Origin of the sequence: Blautia sp. MCC270, assembly GCF_018785605.1 — a bacterium.
In the GTDB taxonomy this organism is placed as follows: Bacteria; Bacillota; Clostridia; order Lachnospirales; family Lachnospiraceae; genus Blautia_A; species Blautia_A fusiformis.
In genome coordinates, this window is the sequence record NZ_WQQD01000004.1 from 125,521 (window position 1) to 152,444 (window position 26,924).

The 26,924-nt window shown below is 46.1% G+C and carries 32 protein-coding genes; 8 read left to right on the forward strand and 24 right to left on the reverse strand.

Annotated elements, in window-relative coordinates:
- Window positions 1–7: 7 nt before the first annotated feature.
- The 16 genes from rpmC to GPK58_RS01940 form a co-directional block, all read right to left on the reverse strand.
- On the reverse strand, window positions 8–217 hold the full coding sequence (gene rpmC / locus GPK58_RS01865; RefSeq protein ID WP_021650762.1) for a 50S ribosomal protein L29: 210 nt from the start codon (window positions 215–217) through the stop codon (window positions 8–10).
- Window positions 207–644, reverse strand: a complete 438-nt coding sequence (gene rplP, locus GPK58_RS01870; protein WP_015526924.1) for a 50S ribosomal protein L16 — start codon at window positions 642–644, stop codon at window positions 207–209. Before rplP ends, rpmC begins: the two co-directional genes overlap by 11 nt.
- On the reverse strand, window positions 644–1,300 hold the full coding sequence (gene rpsC / locus GPK58_RS01875) for a 30S ribosomal protein S3 (protein ID WP_015526923.1): 657 nt from the start codon (window positions 1,298–1,300) through the stop codon (window positions 644–646). Before rpsC ends, rplP begins: the two co-directional genes overlap by 1 nt.
- 11 nt (window positions 1,301–1,311) lie before the next feature.
- A complete protein-coding gene (rplV, locus tag GPK58_RS01880) occupies window positions 1,312–1,701 on the reverse strand; it encodes a 50S ribosomal protein L22 (protein WP_015526922.1) in 390 nt (129 codons plus the stop codon).
- A gap of 86 nt (window positions 1,702–1,787) precedes the next feature.
- Window positions 1,788–2,069 (reverse strand): 30S ribosomal protein S19, encoded by a 282-nt coding sequence (rpsS, locus tag GPK58_RS01885; protein ID WP_015526921.1) that lies wholly within the window; start codon window positions 2,067–2,069, stop codon window positions 1,788–1,790.
- 15 nt (window positions 2,070–2,084) lie between these two features.
- Window positions 2,085–2,930: a 50S ribosomal protein L2 gene (rplB, locus tag GPK58_RS01890; RefSeq protein WP_015526920.1), complete on the reverse strand. Its 846-nt coding sequence runs from the start codon at window positions 2,928–2,930 to the stop codon at window positions 2,085–2,087.
- 62 nt (window positions 2,931–2,992) lie between these two features.
- A complete protein-coding gene (gene rplW, locus GPK58_RS01895; RefSeq protein ID WP_015526919.1) occupies window positions 2,993–3,292 on the reverse strand; it encodes a 50S ribosomal protein L23 in 300 nt (99 codons plus the stop codon).
- Complete coding sequence (rplD, locus tag GPK58_RS01900; RefSeq protein ID WP_015526918.1) at window positions 3,292–3,912, reverse strand: 50S ribosomal protein L4; 621 nt, start codon at window positions 3,910–3,912, stop codon at window positions 3,292–3,294. Before rplD ends, rplW begins: the two co-directional genes overlap by 1 nt.
- A gap of 21 nt (window positions 3,913–3,933) precedes the next feature.
- Window positions 3,934–4,566, reverse strand: a complete 633-nt coding sequence (rplC, locus tag GPK58_RS01905; RefSeq protein ID WP_015526917.1) for a 50S ribosomal protein L3 — start codon at window positions 4,564–4,566, stop codon at window positions 3,934–3,936.
- A 65-nt stretch (window positions 4,567–4,631) separates the two neighbouring features.
- A complete protein-coding gene (gene rpsJ, locus GPK58_RS01910; protein ID WP_015526916.1) occupies window positions 4,632–4,949 on the reverse strand; it encodes a 30S ribosomal protein S10 in 318 nt (105 codons plus the stop codon).
- 349 nt (window positions 4,950–5,298) lie between these two features.
- Window positions 5,299–6,378 (reverse strand): hypothetical protein, encoded by a 1,080-nt coding sequence (locus GPK58_RS01915; RefSeq protein WP_022427085.1) that lies wholly within the window; start codon window positions 6,376–6,378, stop codon window positions 5,299–5,301.
- Window positions 6,379–6,523: 145 nt separating this feature from the next.
- On the reverse strand, window positions 6,524–6,778 hold the full coding sequence (locus tag GPK58_RS01920) for an HPr family phosphocarrier protein (RefSeq protein WP_015526913.1): 255 nt from the start codon (window positions 6,776–6,778) through the stop codon (window positions 6,524–6,526).
- The gene (whiA, locus tag GPK58_RS01925) at window positions 6,775–7,731 is read right to left on the reverse strand and encodes a DNA-binding protein WhiA (protein ID WP_015526912.1); all 957 of its coding nucleotides are present in this window, start codon (window positions 7,729–7,731) and stop codon (window positions 6,775–6,777) included. The genes GPK58_RS01920 and whiA overlap by 4 nt, the downstream gene beginning before the upstream one ends.
- A 48-nt stretch (window positions 7,732–7,779) precedes the next feature.
- Window positions 7,780–8,658 (reverse strand): RNase adapter RapZ, encoded by an 879-nt coding sequence (rapZ, locus tag GPK58_RS01930; RefSeq protein WP_015526911.1) that lies wholly within the window; start codon window positions 8,656–8,658, stop codon window positions 7,780–7,782.
- A gap of 187 nt (window positions 8,659–8,845) precedes the next feature.
- A complete protein-coding gene (gene murB / locus GPK58_RS01935; RefSeq protein ID WP_021650759.1) occupies window positions 8,846–9,763 on the reverse strand; it encodes a UDP-N-acetylmuramate dehydrogenase in 918 nt (305 codons plus the stop codon).
- 117 nt (window positions 9,764–9,880) lie between these two features.
- Window positions 9,881–10,612: a tRNA threonylcarbamoyladenosine dehydratase gene (locus GPK58_RS01940; RefSeq protein WP_215638106.1), complete on the reverse strand. Its 732-nt coding sequence runs from the start codon at window positions 10,610–10,612 to the stop codon at window positions 9,881–9,883.
- Window positions 10,613–10,803: 191 nt separating this feature from the next.
- On the opposite strand from GPK58_RS01940, the gene GPK58_RS01945 reads away from it, so the two are divergent.
- From GPK58_RS01945 to GPK58_RS01965, 5 genes are read left to right on the forward strand one after another with little or no spacing between them, the layout of a single operon-like run.
- The gene (locus GPK58_RS01945) at window positions 10,804–11,220 is read left to right on the forward strand and encodes a stage V sporulation protein AB (RefSeq protein ID WP_015526908.1); all 417 of its coding nucleotides are present in this window, start codon (window positions 10,804–10,806) and stop codon (window positions 11,218–11,220) included.
- A gap of 41 nt (window positions 11,221–11,261) precedes the next feature.
- Window positions 11,262–11,720, forward strand: coding sequence for a SpoVA/SpoVAEb family sporulation membrane protein (locus tag GPK58_RS01950; RefSeq protein WP_059085336.1), 459 nt, complete (start codon window positions 11,262–11,264; stop codon window positions 11,718–11,720).
- On the forward strand, window positions 11,717–12,772 hold the full coding sequence (locus tag GPK58_RS01955; protein ID WP_215638107.1) for a stage V sporulation protein AD: 1,056 nt from the start codon (window positions 11,717–11,719) through the stop codon (window positions 12,770–12,772). Before GPK58_RS01950 ends, GPK58_RS01955 begins: the two co-directional genes overlap by 4 nt.
- A gap of 2 nt (window positions 12,773–12,774) precedes the next feature.
- Window positions 12,775–13,131 (forward strand): SpoVA/SpoVAEb family sporulation membrane protein, encoded by a 357-nt coding sequence (locus GPK58_RS01960; RefSeq protein ID WP_059085334.1) that lies wholly within the window; start codon window positions 12,775–12,777, stop codon window positions 13,129–13,131.
- A gap of 25 nt (window positions 13,132–13,156) precedes the next feature.
- The gene (locus GPK58_RS01965) at window positions 13,157–13,783 is read left to right on the forward strand and encodes a stage V sporulation protein AA (protein ID WP_114002460.1); all 627 of its coding nucleotides are present in this window, start codon (window positions 13,157–13,159) and stop codon (window positions 13,781–13,783) included.
- Between the two features lie 122 nt (window positions 13,784–13,905).
- On the opposite strand, the gene GPK58_RS01970 is transcribed toward GPK58_RS01965, so the two are convergent.
- Together GPK58_RS01970 and GPK58_RS01975 are read right to left on the reverse strand one after the other, a co-directional pair.
- On the reverse strand, window positions 13,906–15,888 hold the full coding sequence (locus GPK58_RS01970; RefSeq protein ID WP_044961021.1) for a sodium-translocating pyrophosphatase: 1,983 nt from the start codon (window positions 15,886–15,888) through the stop codon (window positions 13,906–13,908).
- A gap of 195 nt (window positions 15,889–16,083) precedes the next feature.
- On the reverse strand, window positions 16,084–17,007 hold the full coding sequence (locus tag GPK58_RS01975; protein ID WP_021977051.1) for a 4Fe-4S binding protein: 924 nt from the start codon (window positions 17,005–17,007) through the stop codon (window positions 16,084–16,086).
- A gap of 191 nt (window positions 17,008–17,198) precedes the next feature.
- Here GPK58_RS01975 and GPK58_RS01980 point away from each other — a divergent pair, with 191 nt between their 5' ends.
- Window positions 17,199–18,116, forward strand: coding sequence for a LysR family transcriptional regulator (locus GPK58_RS01980; RefSeq protein WP_059085331.1), 918 nt, complete (start codon window positions 17,199–17,201; stop codon window positions 18,114–18,116).
- A 118-nt stretch (window positions 18,117–18,234) separates the two neighbouring features.
- Here the strand turns inward: GPK58_RS01980 and GPK58_RS01985 are convergent, their stop codons facing one another.
- Complete coding sequence (locus GPK58_RS01985) at window positions 18,235–19,533, reverse strand: dicarboxylate/amino acid:cation symporter (protein ID WP_015526900.1); 1,299 nt, start codon at window positions 19,531–19,533, stop codon at window positions 18,235–18,237.
- Between the two features lies 1 nt (window position 19,534).
- Entirely contained in the window at window positions 19,535–20,386 is an 852-nt protein-coding gene (gene rfbD, locus GPK58_RS01990; RefSeq protein ID WP_015526899.1) for a dTDP-4-dehydrorhamnose reductase, read from the reverse strand.
- Between the two features lie 332 nt (window positions 20,387–20,718).
- On the opposite strand from rfbD, the gene GPK58_RS01995 reads away from it, so the two are divergent.
- Window positions 20,719–23,247 carry a leucine-rich repeat domain-containing protein gene (locus GPK58_RS01995; RefSeq protein WP_215638108.1) on the forward strand — a complete coding sequence of 843 codons (2,529 nt, stop codon included), beginning with the start codon at window positions 20,719–20,721 and terminating at the stop codon, window positions 23,245–23,247.
- Between the two features lie 169 nt (window positions 23,248–23,416).
- Entirely contained in the window at window positions 23,417–23,914 is a 498-nt protein-coding gene (locus GPK58_RS02000) for a QueT transporter family protein (protein WP_015526895.1), read from the forward strand.
- A gap of 62 nt (window positions 23,915–23,976) precedes the next feature.
- On the opposite strand, the gene GPK58_RS02005 is transcribed toward GPK58_RS02000, so the two are convergent.
- The 4 genes from GPK58_RS02005 to GPK58_RS02020 all read right to left on the reverse strand — a co-directional run bounded on the left by GPK58_RS02005 (window position 23,977) and on the right by GPK58_RS02020 (window position 26,921).
- Entirely contained in the window at window positions 23,977–24,699 is a 723-nt protein-coding gene (locus tag GPK58_RS02005) for a SigF/SigG family RNA polymerase sporulation sigma factor (protein WP_021650746.1), read from the reverse strand.
- A 2-nt stretch (window positions 24,700–24,701) separates the two neighbouring features.
- Window positions 24,702–25,127 (reverse strand): anti-sigma F factor, encoded by a 426-nt coding sequence (gene spoIIAB, locus GPK58_RS02010; RefSeq protein ID WP_015526893.1) that lies wholly within the window; start codon window positions 25,125–25,127, stop codon window positions 24,702–24,704.
- Window positions 25,111–25,470, reverse strand: a complete 360-nt coding sequence (locus GPK58_RS02015) for an anti-sigma factor antagonist (RefSeq protein WP_044961012.1) — start codon at window positions 25,468–25,470, stop codon at window positions 25,111–25,113. Before GPK58_RS02015 ends, spoIIAB begins: the two co-directional genes overlap by 17 nt.
- Before the next feature lie 125 nt (window positions 25,471–25,595).
- Window positions 25,596–26,921 (reverse strand): hypothetical protein, encoded by a 1,326-nt coding sequence (locus GPK58_RS02020; RefSeq protein WP_215638109.1) that lies wholly within the window; start codon window positions 26,919–26,921, stop codon window positions 25,596–25,598.
- Window positions 26,922–26,924 lie beyond the last annotated feature (3 nt).

The following is a 26,924-nucleotide window of genomic DNA, read 5'->3' on the forward strand; positions in this document are numbered from 1 at the left end:
TCCTGTCCTATTTGGAAGCGTTTGCCTGCTCAGTGATTACTGTCTGGATTCTGGCAATATTTTTACGAACCTCTTTGATTCGTCCTGTATTGTCTAACTGGTTTGTTGCATTCTGAAATCTCAGATTGAAAAGCTCTTTTTTAGCAGCTACTAATTCTTCATTCAGTTCTGCAACTGACTTTGCTTTTAAATCTTCCACGAACTTATTAATTTTCACTGTTATCACCGCCTTCTAAGTCTGCACGAGAAACGATTTTACATTTACATGGTAACTTGTGCATTGCAAGACGTAATGCTTCACGGGCAACCTCTTCGGACACGCCTGCAATCTCAAACATAACACGACCTGGTTTTACTACTGCTACCCAGTACTCCAGAGCGCCTTTTCCGGAACCCATTCGAGTCTCAGCTGGTTTAGCTGTTACCGGTTTATCCGGGAAAATCTTAATCCAAACTTTACCGCCACGTTTGATGTAACGGGTCATAGCAACACGGGCTGCCTCGATCTGATTAGATCTGATCCAACATGGCTCAGTAGCAACAAGACCGAAATCACCATAGTTGATAACATTGCCTCTAAGGGCTTTTCCTCTCATGGAGCCACGGAATTGTTTACGACGTTTTACTCTTTTTGGCATTAACATTATTTATCGCTCCCTTCCTTAGTTCCTTTTGTCGGAAGAATCTCACCATTGTAGATCCATGCCTTAACACCAACTTTACCATATGTGGTGTCTGCTTCCGCAAAGCCATAGTCGATATCTGCACGAAGTGTCTGAAGCGGGATTGTTCCCTCGCTGTAGAACTCTGTACGAGCCATATCAGCTCCGCCGAGACGTCCGGATACGGAAGTCTTGATTCCCTTAGCGCCAGCCTTCATTGTTCTCTGCATTGTGGACTTCATAGCACGTCTGAAGGAAATACGATTCTCAAGCTGAAGAGCAATGTTCTCAGCAACCAGCTGTGCATCTTTGTCCGGTCTCTTAACTTCTTTGATGTCAACGATAAGCTTCTTGTCTGTGTATTTCTGAAGCTCAGCTTTAACTTTCTCGATCTCTGCGCCGCCCTTACCGATTACGATACCAGGTTTTGCTGTGTAGATGATGATCTTAACTCTGTCAGATGCTCTCTCGATCTCGATTTTGGAAACACCTGCGCTGTATAATTTCTTTTTAAGGAATGTTCTGATGTTGTAGTCTTCTACCAGGTAGTCAGCAAACTTGTCTTCTGCATACCATCTGGAATCCCAATCCTTGATAACTCCGACTCTAAGGCCATGCGGATTAACTTTCTGTCCCATGCTTTTCCTCCTTACCTTTCATCAAGCACAACTGTGATATGGCTAGTTCTCTTCTCGATTCTGTAAGCTCTACCCTGTGCTCTCGGCTGAATTCTCTTCATTGTAGGTCCCTTATCTGCATAGCATGCTGCAACATAAAGGTTGTCTGCGTTCATTCCGTTGTTGTTTTCAGCGTTTGCTACTGCTGACTCAAGCAGTTTTTTGATCACGCTGGAAGCGTATCTCGGATTGTATGTCAGGATACCAAGTGCTGTCTGTACATCTTTGCCACGGATCGCATCTAATACGTAGCAGGCTTTCTGAACAGAAATTCTTGCATAAGATAACTTTGCAGACGGCCTTGTCTCTCTATTATTCTCATTTCTGGCTCTCTTTATCTGGCTTCTATGTCCTTTTGCCATCTTAAAGTGCCTCCTTTCTTAAATTCGATATCTAAGTTATCTGCCAGCTGTCTTAAATTGACAGCGGGCAGTTATAAATCTGATGACTAGCGTACTCCGGACTTCTTCTCGTCTTTTCCGTGTCCTCTGTAAGTTCTTGTTGCAACGAACTCACCAAGTTTGTGTCCTACCATATCCTCTGTGATATATACCGGCACATGTTTTCTTCCGTCATGAACAGCGATTGTGTGTCCTACGAAAGACGGGAAGATTGTGGAACGGCGAGACCAAGTTTTGATTACGGATTTATCATTTGCAGCGTTAAGAGCGTCTACTTTTTTAAGTAAGCTCTGGTCTGCAAAAGGTCCTTTTTTCAGTGAACGAGACATGCTTTCTCCTCCTTATTATTTCGATAATGCTTTTCCATCGCGTCTTCTTACGATGTACTTGTTGGACTGTTTGTTTTTCTTTCTGGTCTTCAGGCCGAGAGCAGGTTTGCCCCACGGTGTGCAAGGACCTGGGCGTCCGATACCGGTCTTACCTTCACCACCACCATGTGGATGGTCATTCGGGTTCATTACGGAACCACGAACTGTAGGTCTGATACCCATGTTACGTTTACGTCCGGCTTTACCGATGTTAATAAGGTTGTGATCTCCGTTTCCGATTACACCAACAGTTGCGCGGCATACGATCGGAACCATTCTCATCTCACCGGAAGGAAGACGAAGTGTTGCGTACTTTCCTTCTTTAGCCATGAGCTGTGCGCCGTTTCCTGCAGAACGAACCATCTGTCCGCCTTTTCCAGGATGAAGCTCAATGTTGTGAACCATAGTACCAACCGGGATAAGCTCCAGTGGGAGGCAGTTTCCAACACGAACCTCAGCTTCCGGACCATTGTAAACCTTCTGGCCTACTTTAAGTCCCTCTGGAGCGAGGATGTAAGCTTTCTCGCCATCTGCGTAGCAGATCAGAGCGATGTTAGCTGTTCTGTTCGGATCGTACTCGATTGTTTTAACTGTTGCAGGGATTCCATCTTTTCTTCTCTTGAAGTCGATGATTCTGTATTTTCTTCTGCTTCCGCCACCCTGATGTCTTACAGTGATCTTACCCTGATTGTTACGTCCAGCGTTCTTCTTAAGGGAAGTAACGAGGGATTTCTCTGGTTTTGCAGCTGTAATCTCAGAGAAGTCGGAACCAGTCATATGTCTTCTTGACGGTGTATATGGGTTATAGCTTTTGATTCCCATGATGTTTCTCCTTTCGAATTTGTTCTCGTGCTTTCGTGCACATATTCGGACTTATCTGTTAATTAAAGTCCCTCAAAAATCTCGATATCTTTGCTCTCTTCTGTAAGAGCTACGATAGCTTTTTTAGTCTTAGCAGTTTTTCCAACTACCATTCCACGGCGTTTTTTCTTTCCATCACTGTTGATGGTGTTTACGCTCTTAACTTTTGTTCCCTCGAACATCTTCTCAACAGCCTCTTTGATCTGAGTCTTGTTAGCTTCCGGATGTACAAGGAATGTATATTTCTTCTCACCCATGTCTGCCATGGATTTCTCTGTGATAACCGGACGGATGATTACGTCATAGTACTGAATACTTGCCATTATGCGTATACCTCCTCGATAGATGCAACGGCATCCTTTGTAACAACTACGGTGTTGTGTTTCATAACATCGTATGTGTTGATTGTAGCCGGTGTTGCAGTTTCCACGTCAGCGATGTTTCTTGCGGAAAGAACTACGTTCTGATCGTTGTCAGCTGTGATTACAAGAGCTTTCTCTGCTTTCAGGTTTGTAAGAACCTTCTGCATCTCTTTTGTCTTAACCTCAGCAAGTGCAAGGCTGTCAACAACAACAAGTTTATTATCCTGAACCTTGGATGTCAGAGCGGATTTAAGAGCTGCTCTTCTTTCCTTCTTGTTCATTTTCACTTCATAATCTCTCGGAACCGGAGCGAATACAACACCGCCGCCTGTCCACTGTGGTGCACGGATGGAACCCTGTCTTGCATGACCTGTTCCTTTCTGTCTCCACGGTTTTCTTCCGCCGCCTCTTACCTCAGAACGAGTTTTCGCTTTCTGAGTTCCCTGACGGTTATTTGCAAGCTGACGAACAACTGCAAGATGAACGAGATGCTCGTTGATCTCAACGCCGAATACTGCGTCATTCAGCTCCATTGTGCCAACTTCATTGCCTTCCATATTATAAACAGTTACATTAGCCATTCTGATGCTCCTCCTTTCCTATTATAAGGACTTTACTGTCTCTTTGATTGTAACCAAAGATTTCTTAGGTCCTGGAACAGCACCCTTAACTAACAGTAAGTTATTTTCTGTATCTACACGTACGATCTCAAGATTCTGAACAGTTACCTGAACATGTCCCATGTGACCTGGCATATGTTTTCCTTTGAAAACCTTGCTCGGATCGGAGCAAGCGCCGTTGGAACCTGCATGACGATGATATTTAGAACCGTGAGCCATAGGTCCTCTGGACTGGCCATGTCTCTTGATGGCGCCCTGGAAGCCTTTACCTTTGGAAACTGCAGTAGCATCGATATGATCTCCTGCTGCAAAGATATCAGCCTTGATCTCCTGTCCAACCTCATACTCGCCGGCATTGTCAAATCTGAACTCTTTTACAAATCTCTTTACAGCTACACCAGCTTTGTCAAAGTGGCCTTTCTCCGGTTTGTTGACCAGTTTCTCTCTGATCTCGCCGAAGCCAACCTGAACTGATGTGTATCCATCGTTCTCCTCAGTTTTAACCTGAGTTACAACGCAAGGACCTGCCTGTAAAACAGTTACCGGAATTAACATTCCATCTTCATTGAAGATCTGAGTCATTCCGACTTTAGTAGCTAAAATAGCTTTCTTCATTTCTTTCTTCCTCCTTATAGCGGATTACCATTCGGTAATCATATAGTTAATGTCAAATGACATTATTAGCGGTTTTTCATCTTGATATCGATGTGAACACCAGCCGGCATTTCCAGTCTGGAAAGTGCATCTACTGTTTTCTGAGTTGGTGTCAGGATATCGATAAGTCTCTTATGTGTTCTCTGCTCAAACTGCTCTCTGGAATCTTTGTATTTATGAACAGCTCTTAAGATTGTAACAACCTCTTTCTTAGTAGGAAGCGGAACCGGTCCACTTACCATTGCTCCGTTCTTCTTTACTGTCTCGATGATCTTTGCTGCAGATGCATCAACGAGCTGATGATCATATGCCTTTAATGTGATTCTCATTACCTGATTTGCCATAAAAAAAGTCTCCTCCTATTCGTACTTATATAGCAGTACGACAAGCGGCGACTGTACACATCTCCGTGTGTGTCATGGTATATTTGCACACACGTCCCATCCCAAGATGGTTATTGAACTTTGTACAGTGACTTGTCGTCAGTTTCCTAACTTGACATTCGCTCCACGGAAAACCCGCCAGTGTGGCAGCAACCTCGCGCTTCACAGCTATCAATGTCACAGCAAGGATTAGTATATACGATGATTCTTCAGAATGCAAGCCTTTTTTTTAATTTTTTTGATTTTTTTTAAAAAAGAAGAAAATGGCTCATTTCTGAACCATTTTCTTCTTATATAATAGGTACTTATTTTATTCTTCCATATCGTCTACATCACCACTGATGATATCCGAGTAATCAAACAGTGTAACCTTCGTGATGTCATCCTTAACGATATCCGGTGCATCACCGGCCTTCTTTACGCGGCTTGCAAGCTGCGCTGCGGAATAAGACGGCATCGCAAGGCTTCCAATGGTAACCGGCTCCTCTTCCTCTTCCGGAACCTCTTCGACCTTTCCGGCCGGATGCGGCTTTCTGTTTTCTTCAACCGTACGTTCTGCCATTTCCAGTCTGGAAAGCATATCTGCTTCTTCTGAAGTGGCTGCTGCAATCTCTTTCTTAAGTTCCGCATGAGCTTCACTTGCGGCAGTCTGTGCAGTCTGCTGTATGGCAGCCTTCTTTTTATTCTCCGAATAGCCTGTAACATCCTCTTCGTCAATCTCATCTACGAAACCGCCCGTACGGACCTTACGCTTATCTGCTTTTTTATTTTTGTGTTTTCGTGCCTTTTCTTCCTGAATGATCTCTTTTTCTTCTTCCTTCATTCTTCTGGCACGTGCTTTTTCTTCCTGCTTCAGTTCTTTCCTAGACTTCACATAACCCGGTTCCGGATCGTTCACATCTTCCTCAATATCATCCGGCTCTTTCTTCCAGAGCTCTGCGATCACATACAGGATGATCAGGAACAATACGACCAGACCAAGAATGATCAGGCCTTCAATACTTTCTGTAGCCACCATAAGATATCCCACATAGCCAATGGTAACTACAACTTTCGGAACATAATCTCCAACCTTAATGGTAAAAGTCTTTCCTCCGGAAACGGACTGATCTGTTACTGTTCCGGTTCCCTTGGAGGCATCGAGATTGGTGATCGTATATTTATATGTCTCGGAATCTTTCTGTACAAGGATCGGAGTACCTGCGCTGATCGCAGAACTCTTCTCCGGGATCGCATATGTAACAGATCCGACTGGGAGGTTCGTTGCCTTATCGGATTTATCCACGATCACTGTTCTCACCCCGAAGAACGGCGGAAGAACAAGTCCCAGTACACAGATCAGTGTGCATATCACAACAAAATGTACGATAAATTTCAATACTTTTGACATAGGTAATCTTCCTCTTTCATATTTGTAGGTACTTTGAAGCGGAAAGGGATACAGCGGGAATCGGTCTTCCTTTCCGTCTGTATCCCTTTATATTCCACATCCGCAGGAATCTACCATTTTCCGCGGACTGCTCTGTTCCAACTGATTACTGGTTGCTTAAATACTGTTCAATGCTCTCCATCGCTGCATTCTCATCATCACCGTTGGCAGACAGTGTAATCTCTTCTCCAGCGTCAAGTCCCAGGGTCATCATTCCCATAATGCTCTTTGCATTGACTCTTTTTTTGCCAATCTCAACATAAATTTCACTGTTAAACTGGCTTGCCACCTGAACAAGCTGTGCTACAGGTCTTGCCTCCAGTCCAGTGGATAAGTTGATAGTGATTGGTTTTTTAATCATAATAGCTCCTCCTTGTTCTCCCGCAGCTCATCTGCGATCTCACTCAGCTTGCGAAGCCGGTGATTCACACCTGATTTGCCCACCTGCGGATTCAACATCATACCTAATTCTTTCAGTGTGGCATCCGGATACTGCAGTCTCAGCCTGGCTATCTGTGCCAATCCATCACTTAAGCTCTCAAAGCCGATAGTTCTGCTGATCAGCTGTATATCTTCCACCTGTCTCACTGCCGCATTTACCGTTTTATTGATATTCGCAGCCTCACAGTTCACCTTACGGTTTACCGTGTTACGCATTTCCTTAAGTATCCGGATGTTCTCCAGATCCATAAGGGCTACGTTCGCTTCCATGACTGCCAGCATGTCAACGATCTGTGCGCCTTCCTTCACATAGACCACATATGATTTCTTGCGCACCACGATTTTAGCTTCTACGTGAAAACTGCGGATAATCCCCTGTAATTGTTCCGCTTTCCTGCTGTCCGGACACACGATCTCAAAATGATACCCTTTCTCTGGATCACTGATCGAACCGGACGACAAAAAAGTACCGCGAATAAATGCCCGCTTGCAACAGTTCATCTGAACCACAAGCGAATTATCCATTTCAAGTAAACCGGTTTCGTTATCCACAGAAAGCTTTGTCCCCTGCAGTACTTCCTCTGTTCTGGCAGGATCCGTAACCTCAACAAGATATACCTTACCCCGTTTGAGATGAGACCCTTCCCGGATAACAATCGCTGTCTCTATATTAAAGGTTTTTCGCAATAATGTAAAGCTTTTTCTTGCAACTGCTTCATTTTCTGTCTGGATCCATAGTTTTCTGTTTCCATCCGACATTTTTTCCACACGGCCGCAGCCGCAGAGCAGTGCCGCCAGTTCTGCCACCTGACAATGCCTGGCCAGACTAAGCTGTCCTGCAAGTTCTTCTTTGACTTTTCCTGAAAATGACATCCCGAACCCTCTTTTACTGTTTCCCTGCCACCCTTTTCATCGCGGCAGTTATTTTTTCAGAAGTCTGTCCTTCTCCGCATCCCTGTGCTCCAGGCGGATGCCGTATTCATCCGATTTGGAAAGCCTGGAAAAAAGTTCTCTGGCAATAGTAACAGAACGATGTTTTCCCCCTGTACATCCGATACCGATCACAAGGCTTGTTTTCCCTTCTTTAATGTAGTTAGGGATCAGAAAACGGATCATATCCTCCAGTTTGTCCGCGAAGGCTTTCGCCGTATCACTGGCCATCACATAATTGAACACTTCATCGTCAAGGCCTGTCAGAGGACGCAGTTCATCCACATAATAGGGATTGGGAAGAAATCGCACATCAAACACAAGATCTGCATCTGCCGGGATTCCATACTTAAAGCCGAAGGAAAGCACAGAGATCATGATATTGCTGAACTCTCTGTCATCCACAAAGATCTTTTCGATTTCCTGGCGAAGCTCCCTGGTAAGCAGATGGCTGGTATCAATGATATAATCCGCACGTTTCCGGAGAAATTTTGTTTTCTCACGTTCCAGGCGGATTCCCTCATCCACTCTCCCTGCTCTTGCCAGCGGGTGGCTTCTTCTGGATTCTTTATAGCGTTTTACAAGGACAGAATCCTCTGCATCCATAAACAGGATCTCGTAATCATACCCGGTCTGTTTCATACGGTCCAGAACTACTTCCAGTTCATCAAGGGCACTTCCGCTTCTGGCATCGATCCCCAGAGCCACATTTCTAACATTTTCGCTCTGCATCTCAGGAAGAAGGGAAGCAAATTTTTCCAGAAGCTGGATTGGAAGATTATCCACGCAGAAATATCCCATATCCTCCAACATTTTAAGTGCAGCTGTTTTTCCTGCTCCTGACACTCCTGTAACGATCACAAAACGCATAGTCTCTCTTCCTTTCCATTTCTTCTTCCGTTATCTGCAAAGCGTACATACGCATTCCTGTTCCCTCTGTTTCGTATCCTGGGTACCTGAAAGCCGGACTACGCTGAGCCTTTTAGGTCTGTGCGATCGGATCCACAGACAAGTAAGTGGTATAATTATTTTGAAAACGATGTACCAGAAATGGTCATCAGGCTTCAAAATCACCCAGGAACTTCACCTCCGGTTCCAGCGTAACTCCATATTTCTTATAAACGATATCCCTGACATTATCCATCAGCGTGCGGACATCCCTGGCAGTTGCACCGCCTGCATTGATCACAAAGCCACAGTGTTTCTCAGAAACCTGTGCACCACCTACCTGATATCCAGCAAGACCGCTGTCCATGATCAGCTTACCTGCAAAATATCCCTCCGGTCTCTTAAAGGTACTTCCAGCACTGGGATACTCCAACGGCTGTTTGGTGGTACGACGGATCGTCAGATCTTTCATGGTCTCACGGATCACTTCCGGATTTCCCTCCTTCAGCTGTAGCTTTGCTTCCAGCACGATATAACCTGCGGTTTTGATGATGCTGGTACGATATCCCAGTTCCAGTTTATCTGCCGGAAGGGTAACGATCTCTCCCTCCTCATCCATCACAGTTACCTCTGTGAGAACATCCTTCATCTCGCCGCCATAGGCACCTGCATTCATCACAACCGCACCGCCCATAGTTCCCGGGATCCCGCCTGCAAACTCAAAGCCTGTAAGAGCTGCATTTTTTGCTGCTGCTGCCACCGATGAAAGCAGCGCACCTGCCTGTACGGTGATCTCTGTTCCTTCTACGGTAACGGCAGACATATTTTTGTAGATCTGGATAACCGCGCCACGGTAACCGCCGTCTCCTACCAGAAGATTACTTCCATTTCCGAGGATAAAATAAGGGATCGCACTTTCTTTACAGATTTTTACGATACGCCCCACATCTGTGTCTTTATCCGGCATCAGAAAATAATCCGCCGGACCTCCGATCTTAAAAGTTGTATGACGGCTCATTGCTTCGCCTGTAAAAACACGTTCTTCTCCAAGAAGATCGCAGAACTTTTTTATGATTTCTGAATTCACTTTTTATTTCCTCAGTCTTTCTGTTTTATTTCTGTAAAGCAGACATTACTGTTCCGCCTTGACTCATGCTCATGAACTGGATCTGTCCGTGATCTGCGCTCAATTTCTCATTTGCTGTCAGCTGTGTGAAACGTTTCCGGCTGACAGTATATCCCGCACAACTTCTCCCGCCAGCAGATATCCCGCAGTCCCTGTCACAAAGGAAATATTTCCTTCGGCAGGCTTCTTCACCATAGTTCTTCTCCGTCTGAAAAGCTTTTCTTTTGCCGGTTGTTCTCTGGAATACAGTACTTTGAGTTTACGTATTCCCTGTTTACGCAGTTCTTTTTTTATGATTCTGGCCGCCGGGCATACTGTGGTCCTGCTGATATCTGCAACCTCAAGTCTAGACGGGTCTATCTTGTCCCCGATGTCCAGGCAGGAGATCACAGGCACACGTCCCTCCCTTGCTCTGCTGATCAGAAGCAGTTTTGACGACAGTGTTCCCATTGTATCCACAATATAATCAAAGGAACTCAATTCAAACATTCCCGCAGTCTCCTCATTATAAAAGGTTTCGTAGGTATGCACCAAAATATTCTCATCAATATCCCGGATTCTCTTCTTGGCCGCCTCTACCTTGCTCATTCCCAGAGTAGAATGAAGTGCCAGCACCTGACTTCCGATATTCGTCAATGTGATCTTTTCATGATCGATCAGTGTCAGACTCCCCACACCGCAGCGCGCAAGTGACTCTGCCACCTGTGATCCGGCTCCGCCAAGACCGAATACTGCAATTTTCGCCCTGCTGAGTTTTTTTACACCTGTATTTCCAACGAGCAATTCCATACGTGAAAAAGCATCCTGCATATCCGTCCTCCTGACACTGTTTTTTCTTTTGATTGAGAAAGACAGCGCCTGTCCGCCGCTGTCTATATTCCTTTTTATTATACTATCTCTGTCCGTAAATGTACAGATATTCTTGTTTTTTAAGATTTTCGCATAAAAAATTTATATTTTCTCATACTATTCCCATACAATCCCACAAGGAGGTTCTGTCCATGCTTCAACAGCTGATTCTGTGCTTTATCGGTTTCTGTGCCGGGATCATCGTTGCAGGAGGTGTCTCCGGACTGCTGATCGGCCTTTCCATTGTTCCCCGCTATGCAGGTATCACGCATACAGCTGACCAGATTTTTCTTTATGAAGATCTGACACTTCTGGGAACAGTTGCCGGAACCGTCGTCACCCTGTTTCCGATCAGAATTCCGCTGGGACCTTTTTTCCTGGCTGTCTGCGGAGTATTTTTCGGAATTTTCCTGGGCGGCTGGATCCTTGCACTGGCAGAGATCGCAAAAGTCTTTCCCGTCTTTGCCAGACGGCTGAAGCTCTCTCAGGGGCTTTCTCCGGTAATAATTTCCATTGCTGCCGGAAAAGCCCTGGGCTCCCTGTTTTATTATGCCATGAGCTGGATGTAATTCTTACTGTCACTCTACCATCTCACGAAAGGATTTTCCATATGCAAAATATCAACGAAAAAAAATATGAACAATATGTCAAGCAGCTTACTCCCACCCACAGTCTGCCACTGAATATGGCAAAAGCTTTTCTCACAGGCGGACTGATCTGTCTTCTTGGACAGGTTATCTTAAACACAGCACAGGCTCTCGGTGCAGATGCTTCCGATTCCAGAACCTGGTGTTCTGTCCTTCTCATTCTCTTAAGCGTCCTTCTCACGGGCTTTGGTATTTATCCCAAAATCGGCAAATTCGGCGGTGCAGGAAGTCTTGTTCCCATTACCGGATTCGCCAACTCAGTGGCTGCATCCGCCATTGAGTTCCGGGCAGAAGGACAGGTTTTCGGCATAGGGTGCAAGATCTTTACTATTGCAGGTCCTGTGATCCTCTACGGCATCTTAAGCGCCTGGGGACTGGGTGTGATCTATTATATCCTGAAGATCCTGGAGGTGATATCATGAGCAAAAATCTCAGACTTGGCGCAGCCAGCATTGCATTTTCACAGCCTTTGTATATCGAAAGCGCCGCATCCATCGTCAGTCAGAAAGAGGCGGACGGTCCTCTTGGAGATCTTTTTGACCTGATCTGTGAAGATCCCATGTTTGGCTGTGACACCTGGGAATCTGCGGAAAGCACACTGCAGAAAGAAACTGCCACTCAGGCCATAAGCAAAGCTGGGCTGAGCTCCGAAGATATCCATCTGATGTTCGCCGGAGATCTTCTTGCTCAGACATCAGCCACCTGTTTCGGCTCCGCTGGACTTGGAATTCCCTTTTACGGTCTTTACGGCGCCTGCTCCACCATAGGGGAAGCACTTTCTCTCGGTTCCCTTGCTCTGACCGCCGGATTCGGCACACGGGTCTTATGTGCCACTTCCAGCCATTTCGCAAGTGCGGAAAAAGAATTTCGTTTTCCTCTGGGATACGGAAACCAGCGGCCGTTTTCTGCTACCTGGACAGTAACCGGAAGCGGTGCCTGTATCCTAAGTACATCTCCTCCCGGAGAAAAAGCTCCTCTGCGCTCCGGCAAAGGCTGTGCTGCTATCACCGGCCTTACTGCCGGCCGTGTGATGGATTACGGTCTCAGGGATTCCATGAACATGGGAGGCTGTATGGCTCCTGCAGCCTGCGATACCATTGCACGAAGCTTTTCGGATTTCGGGCGGACGCCTTCGGATTATGATGCCGTCTTTACCGGGGATCTGGGGATCATCGGGCAGAAAATTCTCCTGGATCTTCTAGAGGAACAAAATATCCGGCTTTCTCCCATTCATAAAGACTGCGGTATCCTGATCTATGACGATCCTTCTCAGGACACCCACGCAGGAGGAAGCGGCTGCGGCTGTTCTGCTGTAGTCCTTGCCTCCTACATCCTTCCGAAGATTGTATCCGGAGAATGGAAGCGGATCCTTTTTGTACCAACAGGAGCGCTTCTTTCCAAAGTAAGTTTTAATGAAGGTGACAGTATTCCGGGTATTGCCCACGGAATTGTCATCGAGCATATGGAGGTATGAGCATGGATTACTTTAACGCATTCTGGTTCGGCGGCCTTGTCTGTGCCCTGATCCAGATTCTTCTGGACAAGACAAAGCTGATGCCTGGCCGTGTGATGGTACTTCTGGTATGTAGCGGCGCCCTGTTAAGTGCCGTTGGCGTCTACCGGCCGCTGGTGGATTTTGCAGGTGCCGGGGCCTCCGTCCCGCTGATCGGTTTCGGACATGTATTATGGGAGGGTATGAAAAAAGCCATTGAAGAAGACGGCATCCTTGGGCTTTTTACAGGAGGCTTCACTGCCTGTGCTGCCGGAGTTTCCTCCGCCCTGATCTTCTCTTATCTGGCCAGTCTCTTCTTCCGTCCAAAAATGAAAAAATAATATTCCGGGAAAGGAGTTTTTTCTCATGAGTGATACTCTTTATCTGCAGCTGGATCAGAACATTGAAGTCACCAACCCACATGTATATCTTCAGGATATCGCTGCACTTTCCATGAGTGACCCCAAAATTCTCAATCGTCTGCGGGTCATGCCTGTGATCGTTCTGGATGCGAAAAAGCCCGGACGCTATGTGATGTCTGTCTCGGATCTTCTGAAAAAGATCCAGAAGCGGGAACCCTCCATTGATATTTCTCCCATCGGGGAAACGGATTTTATCATCACCTACCGCATCAGCTCTGCCACAGGGAAAATTTTCCGGTATGTAAAAATCCTTTTTGTATGCCTGGTTTCCTTTTTCGGCGCCGCTTTTTCCATTATGACCTTTAATAATGACGTAGATATGGGCAGCCTTTTTAGCCAGTTTTACACTCTTGTTACGGGAAAAAGTTCCTCCGGCTTTACCATCCTGGAGATTTCCTACTCCATCGGGATCGGCCTCGGCGTACTGATCTTCTTTAATCATTTCGGGCATCTGAAGCTAAGCGATGATCCCACACCTATGCAGGTGCAGATGCGGACCTATGAGGATGATGTAAACCGGACACTGATTGAACAGGCTGCACGAACAGAAAATCCAGAAACTGACTCATAACCAGAGTCCACTCTCATATCCGTACAATTCCGCCGCCTGTCGCACAAAAAAAGCTCCCTGCAGATTTCTCTGCAAAGAGCTTTTTTTATATAATATGGGTTTACTTTTTTTTGAAATGATATTTACAGAAGTCCTCCGATGGATAAGAACAGAGGAGCAAATACCAGTGATACAATAGTCATAAGCTTGATCAGGATGTTAATGGAAGGCCCTGATGTATCTTTGAACGGATCGCCGACTGTATCGCCGACAACGGCTGCTTTGTGCGCCTCACTGCCTTTTCCGCCATGATGACCTGTCTCGATGTATTTTTTTGCATTATCCCATGCACCACCTGCGTTGGACATGAAGATCGCCATCAGTACACCTGTTACAAGAGCACCGGAAAGAAGTCCTCCAAGAGCCTCAACGCCAAGAACAACACCTACGATAACCGGAACAACGACCGCCATGATTCCAGGAAGCATCATCTCGTGAAGAGCTGCTGTTGTGGAGATCGCAACGCATGATTTGTAATCCGGTTTCTCAGTCCCCTTCATGATACCCGGTTTCTCACGGAACTGGCGTCTTACTTCCTCGATCATCTTGTAAGCAGCCTTGGAAACGGATTCCATTGTGAAGGCCGAGAAGAGGAATGTAAGCATACCACCGATAAAGATACCGATCGTAACACGAGGAGCAAGGATATTGATCGCATCCAGATTTACTGCATTCGCATAAGATACAAACAGAGCAAGCGCTGTAAGAGCTGCGGAACCGATTGCGAAGCCTTTACCCATAGCTGCTGTTGTGTTACCTACAGAATCAAGCTTATCTGTGATCTCACGAACTGACTCATCCAGACCTGACATCTCTGCAATACCACCGGCATTGTCAGCGATGGGTCCATACGCATCAACGGCAACTGTGATTCCTGTTGTGGAAAGCATACCAACTGCTGCAAGAGCGATTCCGTATAATCCATCCACACCGTATGCTACAAAAATACCAACACAGATCAGCAGGATCGGGAATGCTGTAGATTTCATACCTACTGCGATACCACTGATGATAGTTGTAGCTGCACCTGTCTCAGACTGCTCGCCGATTCCCTGAACCGGTTTATAATCTGCAGATGTGTAATACTCTGTAATGTTTCCGATAATGACACCGACAACAAGACCTGCGATCACAGCAATGGCTGCCTTCATGTCTCCGAAGAGAGTCTTGCTGAGGATCAGGGACACGATGATAACAAGTGCTGCAGATACATAGCTTCCTCTTGTGAGGGCTTTCTGCGGATTGGAATTATCATCACCTTTTACAAAGAATGTTGCAATGATGGATGCGATCAGTCCACAGCCTGCAATAGCCAGCGGATAGAGAACACCGGAAACTGCTCCAGCTACCGCACCAAGTGTAAGGGCAGATACCAGAGATCCTACATAGGACTCAAAAAGGTCTGCACCCATACCGGCAACATCACCTACGTTATCACCTACGTTATCCGCGATAACAGCCGGGTTACGAGGGTCATCCTCCGGGATTCCTGCCTCAACCTTACCTACAAGGTCAGCTCCTACGTCAGCTGCCTTTGTATAGATTCCACCACCAACACGTGCAAACAGTGCGATGGAAGAAGCACCAAGGCTGAATCCAGAAAGTACGTCAACGTTCTTTGTGATGATATACACAACGCTGACACCCAGTGCACCAAGACCTGCAACACACATACCCATAACAGCACCGCCGGAGAATGCAATGGAAAGAGCCTTGTTCATTCCTCCCTCTTTTGCTGCATTTGCTGTTCTTACATTAGCCTTTGTTGCAACGGTCATACCGCAGTATCCTGCGATTGTTGAAAACAGAGCACCTACTACGAAGCAGATTGCTGTTACCCAGCTTCCAACTCCGATTCCGATCAGTACAAAAAGTACGGCTACAAAAATAACCAGGATCTTGTACTCTGCTGTTAAGAAGGCGCGGGCACCTTCTGCGATCGCACCTGCGATCTCCTTCATTCTGTCTGTTCCTGCATCCTGCTTGCTGACCTTCGCTGCAAGGTATGCTGCGAACAGAAGTGCCAGTACTGCTGCCACCGGCACCAAATACATGTAGTTTTCCACTCTTTTTACCTCCGTTCATGTATTGTTAATACTTTATCACATTATTTTGCATATTTCAAATAGAATTTTCACTTAGTTTTTTGTTAATATTGTGATATAATAAAAATTTATATAAATGGGATAAAAATTTTTTATATTATTGCTCGCATTTTTTCAGTTTCAGACAGATTATATAATAGGAAGTTTTTTATATCTCTATTTGGACAAAATTTCCATTTTTCTTTCCAGAAGATTTTTTTCCAATAATTGTTTTTCTGCATTTTCGAATCCAATTCGTTCTATAGTCTCGGCAAAACGTTCTCCCTTTAATCCCTGGTCCTTAAAAAGCAGGATTGCCTTCTCAATAACATCCAGTGCCTCTTCCTCTGACGTAAAGATCCGGTTCAGGGCCTTTCCATGAGAAATTTTCTTTCCCCAGCGTCCACCGATATAGATCTTGAATCCGTAGGTACCGTCCGGGATGGAATGGAATGGACATTTTCCCACACATCTTCCGCAGTGTCTGCAAAGCTCCTCATCAATGTGCAGTTTCCCGTCAACGACTTTCGCCACTTTGTTTGGACATGCAGCTTCAATGGCACATTTTTTGCAGCCCTTGCATGCCTCGCTGTCAAAGTGCGGGATCCTCTGTCCGATGATCCCCACATCATTCAGATTTGGTTTCACACAGTTATTCGGGCATCCGCCTACTGCGATCTTAAATTTATGCGGCAGTGCAACCTGACGGTAGCCTTTATAGAATCTCCGGAAAATCTCTTCTGAAATTGCATAGGAATCCAGAAGTCCATACTGACAGGTGGTTCCCTTGCAGGATACTACCGGTCGGACCTTTGCTCCTGTTCCTCCTGTCTCCAGACCTTCCTTCGCAATAAATTCCTGAAACTCTTCGATCTTTTCGTAGGGGATTCCCTGGATCTCCACGGAAAGCCTGGTCGTGTAGGTAAGATTTCCGTTGCCGAATTTCTCTGCTGCTTCCGCCATACATCTGTGCTGTGCCGCTGTCACCTTTCCGTTTACAGTGATCACCCGTGCAGAAAATTCATCGGTTCCCCGGTTATTTAAAAAACCCTGCCCCTTCAGTCTTTTCTCTTCCTCTTTGCTTACAGTTAATGCTGACATATTTCCTCCTCCTGGTCTCACCGGCATTCCGATACTTTCCCATGGTATCGTTGCCCTGTATTTTGCAATGTTGAAATCGTTTTCACGTACTTCCTACTATACCACTTGAAGATGTATTTGAGAAATGATATTATTTTATAAAAATGATAGGTTTTACCTATATACCAATTTACAATAAAAGGAGATTCCATATGACCATCCGCCATCTCACTGTTTTTGCGGCCGTTGCGGAACAGGGCTCCATGAGTGCTGCTGCCAAACATCTTTATCTTTCCCAGCCAACAGTCAGTCAGGCCATCCGTGAGCTGGAAGCTCATTATAACGGCCTTCTCTTCGAACGTCTTGGAAAAAAGCTTTATCTCACAGAACGAGGAAAGCTTCTTCTTCCCCATGCCCGTGAAATGATCCGCCAGTTTCAGCAGCTGGAAGAGCTGATGCAGAATCAGGGACAGTCTTCCACCCTGAAGCTTGGCTCCACCCTCACTGTGGGAACCTGCCTGACCCCATCCATTATCCTGGATCTGCAGAAAAAAATCCCAGACCTTGACGTTTACTCCTTTGTCACCAACACGCAAAATATCGAACAGAAGCTTCTGCGTTCTGAGCTGGACGCTGCTGTGGTAGAAGGTGAGATTCATTCCCCGGACCTTGTCGTTCTTCCCATCATCGACGACTGTCTGGTCCTTGCCGCCGGAAAAAAGCATCCGTTTTACCGCAGAGGACGCATCCATGTCCAGGAGCTGAACAACCAGAAATTTGCAGTCCGGGAATATGGAAGCGGTACCAGACAGCTTTTTGAGGATTACACCCTTCGCCATGATCTGAAGATCCGAACTGCCTGGGAAGCCAACAGTCCGCGGGCACTGCTGAACGCAGTGCTGTATAACCAGATGCTCTCTGTTATGTCCATCCGTCTTATGCATCATGAGATCCGTCACCGTTCAGTCCGGGTCTTCTGCAACGAAGCAGGGGAATGGAACCGGAAATTCAAGCTGGTCTATCACAAGAATAAGTTTCTTACCCCTGCTATCTTTGAGCTGGAAAAGATCCTTCACACCTATCAGCAGCTGGAACTACCCTCTGTCATGGGTGTTCTGGAACAGGAATAAGCAGGGGACTTACCTGATCCAGTAAAAAAACGGCCGCACATATCGCTCTTACGATATGTACAGCCGTTTTTCGTTTTTTCTCACCCGACAGGGTCGGATCTTTTTTTGAACCGGATATTTAGTTTGATTCGTTGAACACGTTTTTATCCAGTGCACCGTTCTGGTGTGCAACGATGGTTGTGCAGACTGCATCACCGGTAATGTTAACCGCTGTTCTGGTCATATCCAGGATACGGTCAATACCCATGATCAGACCAATTGCCTCAACCGGAAGTCCTACAGAGTTAAATACCATGGTCAGGGTAACAAGACCAACACTTGGTACACCGGCAGTTCCTACGGAAGCAAGGGTTGCAGTTCCGATAACCGTCACATAATCCATCGGACTTAAGTGGATACCAAAAGCCTGTGCCGCAAATACTACGGCAACACCCTGCATGATAGAGGTACCGTCCATGTTGATGGTAGCTCCAAGAGGAATGGTGAATGAAGAAATCTTCTTGGAAACACCCACTTTTTTGGACAGGGTATCAATGGACATCGGGATCGTGGCATTGGATGTAGCTGTTGAGAATGCAAATGCCATAACCGGGAAAAATTTCTTGATGAATTTTATCGGATTCAGTCCTGTGAAGATCTTCAGCAGGATCTGGTATACGCCGAAGCACTGGATTGCCAGTGCAAGGAGAACACCGATCATATATTTTGCCAGCGGGATAAACGCGCTGAAACCGATGTTTGCAAAGGTTCTGCTGATAAGGCAGAATACACCGATCGGTGCAAGTGCCATGATCATCATGGTCATCTCCATCATGATGTCATTGAACTGGCTGAAAAAGTTCGCTACTGTCTCTGCGCGCTCTCCCATTTTCGCAAGGATCACACCCACGATCAGGGCAAATACGATAACCTGAAGCATGGTTCCGCTTGCCAGGGAATTGATCGGATTGTCCGGAATGATATTCAGGATGGTATCCGTAAGAGAGGTCGCCTCCATAGTCTCCACAGAGGAAGCGGAGGACTGAATAGAGCTCATATCAAGTCCCACACCCGGATTGATCAGATTACCTACCGTCAGAGCAACCGAAACAGCCAGAGCTGTAGTCGCCAGATAAAATACCAGTGTTCTCACACCTACGGTTCCAAGCTTCTTGGTATCACCGATGGACATACTTCCGCAGACAAGGGAACAGAATACCAACGGTACAACCAGCATTTTCATCAGACGGATAAATCCCTGTCCGATCACATAAAGGATTCCCTCCACGATCACATCTTTCTTGAAGCTGCTGTCAGGAACCAGGTAACAGAGAATGATTCCCAGTATCGCACCTGCGATCAGCGCCACAAAGATCTTCGTGGTAAGGCCCATTTTCTTTTTCTGCTGTGTTTTCTCTTTTATATTTTTCTCTTTCATTCTAGTCCTCCGCTCTTTCATCCATATATTCTTTCAGCGATGCTTTCCAGTCCGGCATGTCATACACTTCAATAATACGGAGGATAAAATTATCAAGGACGGCATATGGCGGTCTGACAGAAGAAAGATCTGACTGCTCTGTCGGCACGGATCTCAGTTCGATCTCCTTTCCTGCAAGGCGAAGAATCTCGGTTGCAAACTCATAACGGTTGCATACACCGCTGCAGGTTACGTGATAAGTTCCATATTCGTTGGTATCGATAAGATACAGGATCATTCTTGCCAGATCCTTGGCGCTGGTCGGTGATCCGAACTGATCCGAAGCAACGGAAAGCGCCTGGCCTTTTTCTGCTGTCTCCAGCACACGGTTTACAAAATTGTTTCCGCCTTTTCCGTATACCCAGTTGCTTCGGATAATGAAATGTTTGTGTGTAAACTCTTTTACATAGTTCTCTCCGGCTCTCTTGGAACGGCCGTAAACAGTCAGCGGATTGGTATCGTCAAACTCTGTATACGGTTTTTTGCTCTTTCCGTCGAAAACATCATCTGTGGAAAGCTGGACGATCTTTGCCCCGCATTTTCTTGCCACGATGCTTAAGTTTCTTGCTCCCAGTGCGTTGACACGGTATGCATGTTCCGGATTCTTCTCACACTCATCGGTATCTGTGATACCGGTGCAGTTGATGATCACATCCGGACGGTTAATGGAACCGAAGTTGATCACTTCATCTGTGTCTGTGATATCCAGCTCATCAAGATCTGTGTTCAGAGTCTCGATCTGCATTGGATCCAGAACATCATTCAGTGCCCGTCCGATCTGTCCGTTGGCACCTGCGATCCATACTTTTAACATCTTTCTACCTCCCTGGTGTAATATGTGTGATATATAAAATAAAGAGACATTGATTTAGATCAAAACCAATGCCCCTTTAACCTATATACTGTAATATATTTTATCAATATCACAAAAAACTGTCAAGAAAAAAGCCCCTGTTTCCATAAGGTTCCTGCTGCTGATGTTACTGCCCACCAGCAGTATTTCCTCAAGATGTTTTTGTGAACAGAATTTACAGAAATCCTGAGGATCGGGAGTTCCATAACTCCCGATTTTGTATTGTAAATTCTGTCCCATGAATTATAATCTAAACAGGAGATCATCTAAAAACACATACAAAGGAGAAACTTATGAAAAAGCTAAAAAAATTAACATCTCTGCTATTTCTGTTCTGCTGTCTTTGCTTCTGTCTGATCCTGTTTCCACAGACAGCCCGAGCAGGCTCTCTTACGCCAACCGCACAGGACAATCTCAATGTCAGGTTACGCCGTACCTCTGATCTTATTCCTGTTTCCGGCGGATACATGAGGGTCTTCCACCAGAAAAATTCTGTCGGCGTTGAATATTACGATAATGATCTGAAGATCAGAAGCAAGCGCAAGATCAACATGGAGCTTCCACTGTGGGGTGGCTTTTATGCCGGATCTGACGGATATTATCTGGTAGAAGGCCAGACAAACAACCAAGAAAACGATTCCGCTGAGGTCATCCGCGTTATCCGCTACGATACAAACTGGAACCGGAACGGTGCAGCAGCAATTACCAGTAACCCGGAGCTTTTTGGCGGTGAGGTTCGCACGCCCTTTGACTATGGCTGTGTGGAAATGACAGAAAGCAACGGCAAGCTCTATGTTGTTACCGGTCACGAAGGATATGTGGATTCCTCTGTCGGTCAGGGACATCAGGGCTTCCTTATGGTCGAGATCGACCAGGCAACCATGAAAGGAAAGATCGTTTCCTGCGATCTGTGGCATTCCTTTGCACAGTATATCAAATCACAAGGTTCTTATCTCTACGTACTGGAGCAGAGTGAGGGTTCACGATGTACAATTCTTTCCAGATACGACAGCACTACACTTGCCTGCACCACCATAGAGCTTTTGCCATACGGAGGCTCACATACTTCTGTGTGGGCACTGGCCTGCTACGCAAGCGTTGATGGCATGGCTGTTTCCTCTGACAGTGTATTATGCGTTGGCACTTCCATCGATCAGTCCAAATATGATAAGGTATCTGAAAACACGCCTCATAACCTTTATCTGTCCGTCACACCAATGTCTGACTTTTCCGAAAAAGCAACCACTACCAGGAAGCTTACCAACTTTACAGGCGGAGGAAAAAGCTTTGCGGGCGTAAAGATCACCAAAATAAATGACAACCGTTTTATGATTTCCTGGGAAGAATACGTCTCCGACGATAACAAGAAAAACTCTTCCGCTAACGATCCGCTCTCTTCCAGCACCCTTCATTATCTTTTTGTGGACGGAAAGGGAAAGAGTCTCAGCAAAGAGTTTACAACAGCTGCTCCGATTTCTGACTGTCAGCCTGTGGTAAAGGATTCCAGGGTCGTTTATTATGCTTCAAACTCCAACACCTTGAACTTTTATTCCATTAATTCCGACAACGGAAAAGCTGACAAAAAAACTTACCATATCGCAGGTGACAACGCAACCTGGAATTTCAAAAACGGTATCCTTACGATCTCCGGCTACGGACCACTTTCTATTTCCACAGAGGAAAACCACCGATACCCGGTCTCTTCAACAAAAGGCTGGTTTATCTTCTCCAACGATTCCTCCTGGAAAGCTATCAAAAACCAGATCAGAAAGGTAATAATAAAGCCTGGGATCACAAGTATTTCCGAAAGGGCCTTTGTTTGTCTTCCTGAGCTGAAAGAAGTGGACATCCAGAAAGGGGTCACAAAGATCGGAAAAGAAGCTTTCGCCTACTGTGACAAGCTATCCAGGATCAACATACCTGATACTGTTAAAAGCATTGGAACGGATGCTGTGTGGGGCGGCTACGGGTATGTCAACTCTCATGCATATTTTTGCAAGATCCATGCTCCGTACGGCTCTTACGCAGTTACATATGCCAAGAAAAACAATATCAGCTATGCATGCAATATTTCCGATGCAGCTGTAACAGGGATCAAAAAAACATATACCTATACAGGCTCTGACATAAAGCCCGTTCCAACCGTAACTCTTGGAAAAGCAAAGCTTTCTGGCATCAATGATTATCATGTGACATACCAGAACAATAAAAAAGCAGGAACTGCTACCCTGAAGATCATCGGTGATTACCATTTCTACGGAACCATCACCTTAAATTTCCAGATCACTCCTGCAGCCACACCAAAGCCACAGACTGCAAAAACATTCCGGGATGCTTATAATGTCTACACAGTCAATACCACCGGGACTTCCGTAGCACTGAAGGGACCACGTTCACGCAATACTGTCACTGCAAAGATTCCGGCCACTGTCAAAGCTAACGGAAAAACCTACAAAGTCACAGCCATTGCAGCCAATGCCTTCAAAAACTGTAAAAACCTGAAACAGGTAACGATTTCAGGAAATATCACAAGCATAGGTGCCGGAGCCTTCCAGGGATGCATAAGTCTTCGTACTGTAAAAATCGGTTCCCGAGTTTCTGCGATCGGCACAAAAGCTTTCTGTGACTGTAAGGCCCTTACCTCTGTCACCATACAGACAGGACGTCTTACTTCCAAAAGCTCAGGTAAATATATCTTCACAAGAGCAGGTCAGAATAATTACAAAAAACTGACTGTAAAGGTTCCGGCAAGCAGACTTTCCTCTTACAAAAAGCTGTTTCAGAGCCAGGGTCTGTCCACACAGGCCAGGGTTATCAAATAGTCAGGATCGTACCTTGCATTTCCACGCCCCTTATGCTATACTCAGTTTCGCTGCAAAAGCCCGCAAAAACCAAGGTCGTACAGGGCTTACAAGGCGGTCACCGCCTATAAATGTGCCGAGTGTTCGTGACCTTCCACTCGTAAAACAAAACTAAAGGAGAATAAAAAACATGAAAAACAAAGGTACTCATTTTCTGGTACAGGGAGCTGCCATTGCAGCTGTATATGTTGTCCTGACACTGGTATTCGCGCCACTTAGCTTCGGTGAAGTTCAGATCCGGTTTTCCGAGGCGCTGACCGTGCTTCCGTTCTTCACACCGGCTGCCATCCCGGGACTGTTCGTGGGATGTATCATTGCCAATCTTCTTGGCGGTGCGATTCCAGTTGACATCATTTTCGGAAGCATTGCCACACTTATCGGTGCATTCTTTACCTACAAGCTTCGCAATACAGGCAAATGGACAGCCCCGATCCCGCCGATCGTTTCCAACATTGTGATCGTTCCTCTTGTGCTTCGTTACGGATATGGCATTAACCTTCCTATCCCGTTTATGATGCTCACAGTAGGAGCCGGCGAATTTATCTCAGCCGGTGTGATCGGTATGATCCTTCTTGGAGCACTTTCCAAATACAAAAATGTACTTTTTCATAAAAAAGCAGCAGTCTGACTAAATCTGCTGCCCACAAAAAGGAGCCATGAGAAAACAGCAGCATTTCTCATGGCTCTCTTTTATTTTTTCTCTGCGGATTCCTGCAGACTGCGCAGGATCCTCTTTTCCATTCTGGATACCTGTACCTGGGATACGCCAAGCTCATGGGCGATCTCCATCTGGGTCATGTTCTGAAAATACCGCATATAGATCAACCTCCGCTCCTTTGCCTCCAGAGTCCCCAGTATCTCTTCCAGAAAAATCCTGTCCAGTACTTTTTCCTGCCGATTTTCTTTTTCCGGAAGCTTGTCCATCAGAGAAATCTCCGTTCCCTCACCCTGATAGATCGTTTTGTGAAGAGATTCCACCTCTGCACCGGATTCCATGGTCATTACCAGTTCTTCTATGGAAATTCCCATTTCCTCTGCCATTTCTCCCGTCGTAGGTTCCCGCTCCAGCCGGCGTGTCAGTGCTTCTCTCACCTGATAGATCCTGTAGTGGTTTTCCTTCAGAGAACGGCTTACCTTCAGTATCCCGTCGTCCCTGAGATAACGTTTGATCTCTCCGATGATCATGGGAACGGCATAGGTGGAAAATTTCACATCATAGGACATGTCAAACTTATCTACAGCTTTCAGAAGTCCGATGCTGCCGATCTGGAACAGATCCTCCATCTCCACCCCTCGTCCCAGAAAACGCTTTGCCACACTGTATATCAGTCCTGTATTTTCCTCAAACAAAAGATCTCTTGCCGCTTTATCCCCCTGGTGTGCACGCCCGATGAGGACAAGAGTACGATCCATAGTTACCTCCTGATGATCTTTTTCATGTGCACTGTAGTTCCACGGCCAACCTCCGATTCCACCTGAAGCTCATCCATAAACGCCTCCATGAATGTAAACCCCATACCGGAGCGGTCTTTATCAGCCTTTGTGGTAAACAGAGGCTCCATGGCTTTTTTGATATCCGGGATCCCGGCTCCGTGATCTGTCACATCTACCTGAAGCTCCTGCCCCCGGAGACGACATTCTACCCGGATCTTATGTATCTCCCCTTCATACCCGTGTATGATGCAGTTGGTCACTGCCTCCGATACTGCGGTCTTCAGATCCGAAATTTCCTCCAGCGTAGGATTCAGCTGTGTGCAGAATGAAGCCACAGCAACTCTTGCCAGTGCTTCATTTACCGGTCTGCTGTCAAAAATGATCGTCATTTCATTTGTGTTTTCCATCATAAACACCCTCCTGTTCACCTGCCGATTTTTTAATTCCACAGATTTCAATATATTTTCCCACTCCGGATAGCCGCAGAAGCTTTGCAATATGACTGTTCACATTGACAACCTGCACACATTTCCCCCTCATGCCAAGTGCCCGGTACCTACCCATCAGCAGACCGATCCCGGAACTGTCCATAAAAACGGTCTCTGAGAAATCAAAAATCATATTTTTTATATAGTTATGTCCAATAATTCGGTCTGAATCTCTCCGAATCTCATCAGAAGCCGGATGATCCAGTTCCGCCGGAAGATGTACAGTCAGCACGGTTCCGGATTTTTCAAAACCTGATGTCATTCTATCATTCCCCCATTTTTGATTTTTTATTCCATTTCTCATGACCAAAGGGTAAAAAAAGAGGAATGCGCCAACGCACATTCCCCTTATCCGAGGTTTCTCCTCTGTATGAGTTATGATCTTTTTTATTCTGTATAACCTCCATCGTAAGAGGAATCCTCATCTCCTCCGTCACTGTAGCTGCTGTCTTCTCCGGAATCTCCGTCAGGGCTCTGTGCATCTTCTCCCGCCGAAGCTGCGGCATCCACTCCAGCTTCAGCTGTTCCATCTGTGCTGCTGTCAGCACTGGACGTTCCGCCAGAAGCTCCGCTCTCGATCCCGCTTACACCGGTCTTTCCGCTGATAGTACTGTAAATCCCCTTTGCAGAATCTGACAGTGTATCCACATATACCTTCTGTAGTTCCAGCGCCGCTGTATCCAAATCCTCCTGCTGCATGGCAGTATATGCATTAAACAAAGCCTCATAGCTCTGACTGCGTTTCTGCTCTTCCTCTGCCTGCTTGGCAACTGCATCTGCCGTATCACTGGACTGGGCAGCTTCTCCCTGAGCTTTGGTAAGCTCCACGCTCTGGCTGGAAAGAGAATCACTGTACTGTATGATCTGCTGATTGGCCTGCCTGTAAATATCCTGTTTCACAGCCGGCAGTACAAGGAGCCAGAATGCTGCCGCCCCTGCCGCAAATCCAAGTACCGTGGTAAAGAAAAGTGATATCTTTGATCTTTCTTTATAAGACGACGGCCTTACAACGATTTCTCCTGAAATATTATCATTCTCATTTTTTTCATTTCCAAACAAGCCCTTACGCCGTTTTTCCATCTTTGTGGTAACACCCGTCTGCTCGTCAACTTCACGCAGGAAACGAAGTGTGGTGGTATTGGTCTTGTCGATCCTGGCTGCTTTTTTCAGGGTTCTTCTCGCCTTATTCCACTCCTGATTCTTCATCTGGATCAGAGCAAGAAGATGATACCCCTTGATCAGCTTGGGATTCTGGGACAGGATCTTTTTCAGGCGGATGGCCGCCATATCCTCATGGCCTTCCCTACACATGGCGAGGGCATTGTTATATTTCTTGATGCTTTCGTTGATTGTTTCCAGTTTGTTCTGGTTTGCCTGAAGCCTGGCAATATATTCTGAAGCCAGATTTCGGTTCTTCTGGATATTCTTGCTGATGACCCACTCACTCAGTGCGGCAACCACCTCACCGGTCTCAAAATATACAAGACCAAGAAGATTTCTTGCACGGATATTCCGTTTGTCATAAGCAAGACTTTGCTTCAGACAGCTGATCGCCCCGGACAGATCCCGGATGCTGGCTTTTTCCAGCCCCTGATTATAATAAAGCTTGGAAAGATAATCCACCTTCTTCTGGATCAGTACATTGGCTCCACAGTGCGGACAATAATCCAGATCTGTATCCGTCAGGAACGCTCCACAGTTTATGCAGTTCATCCA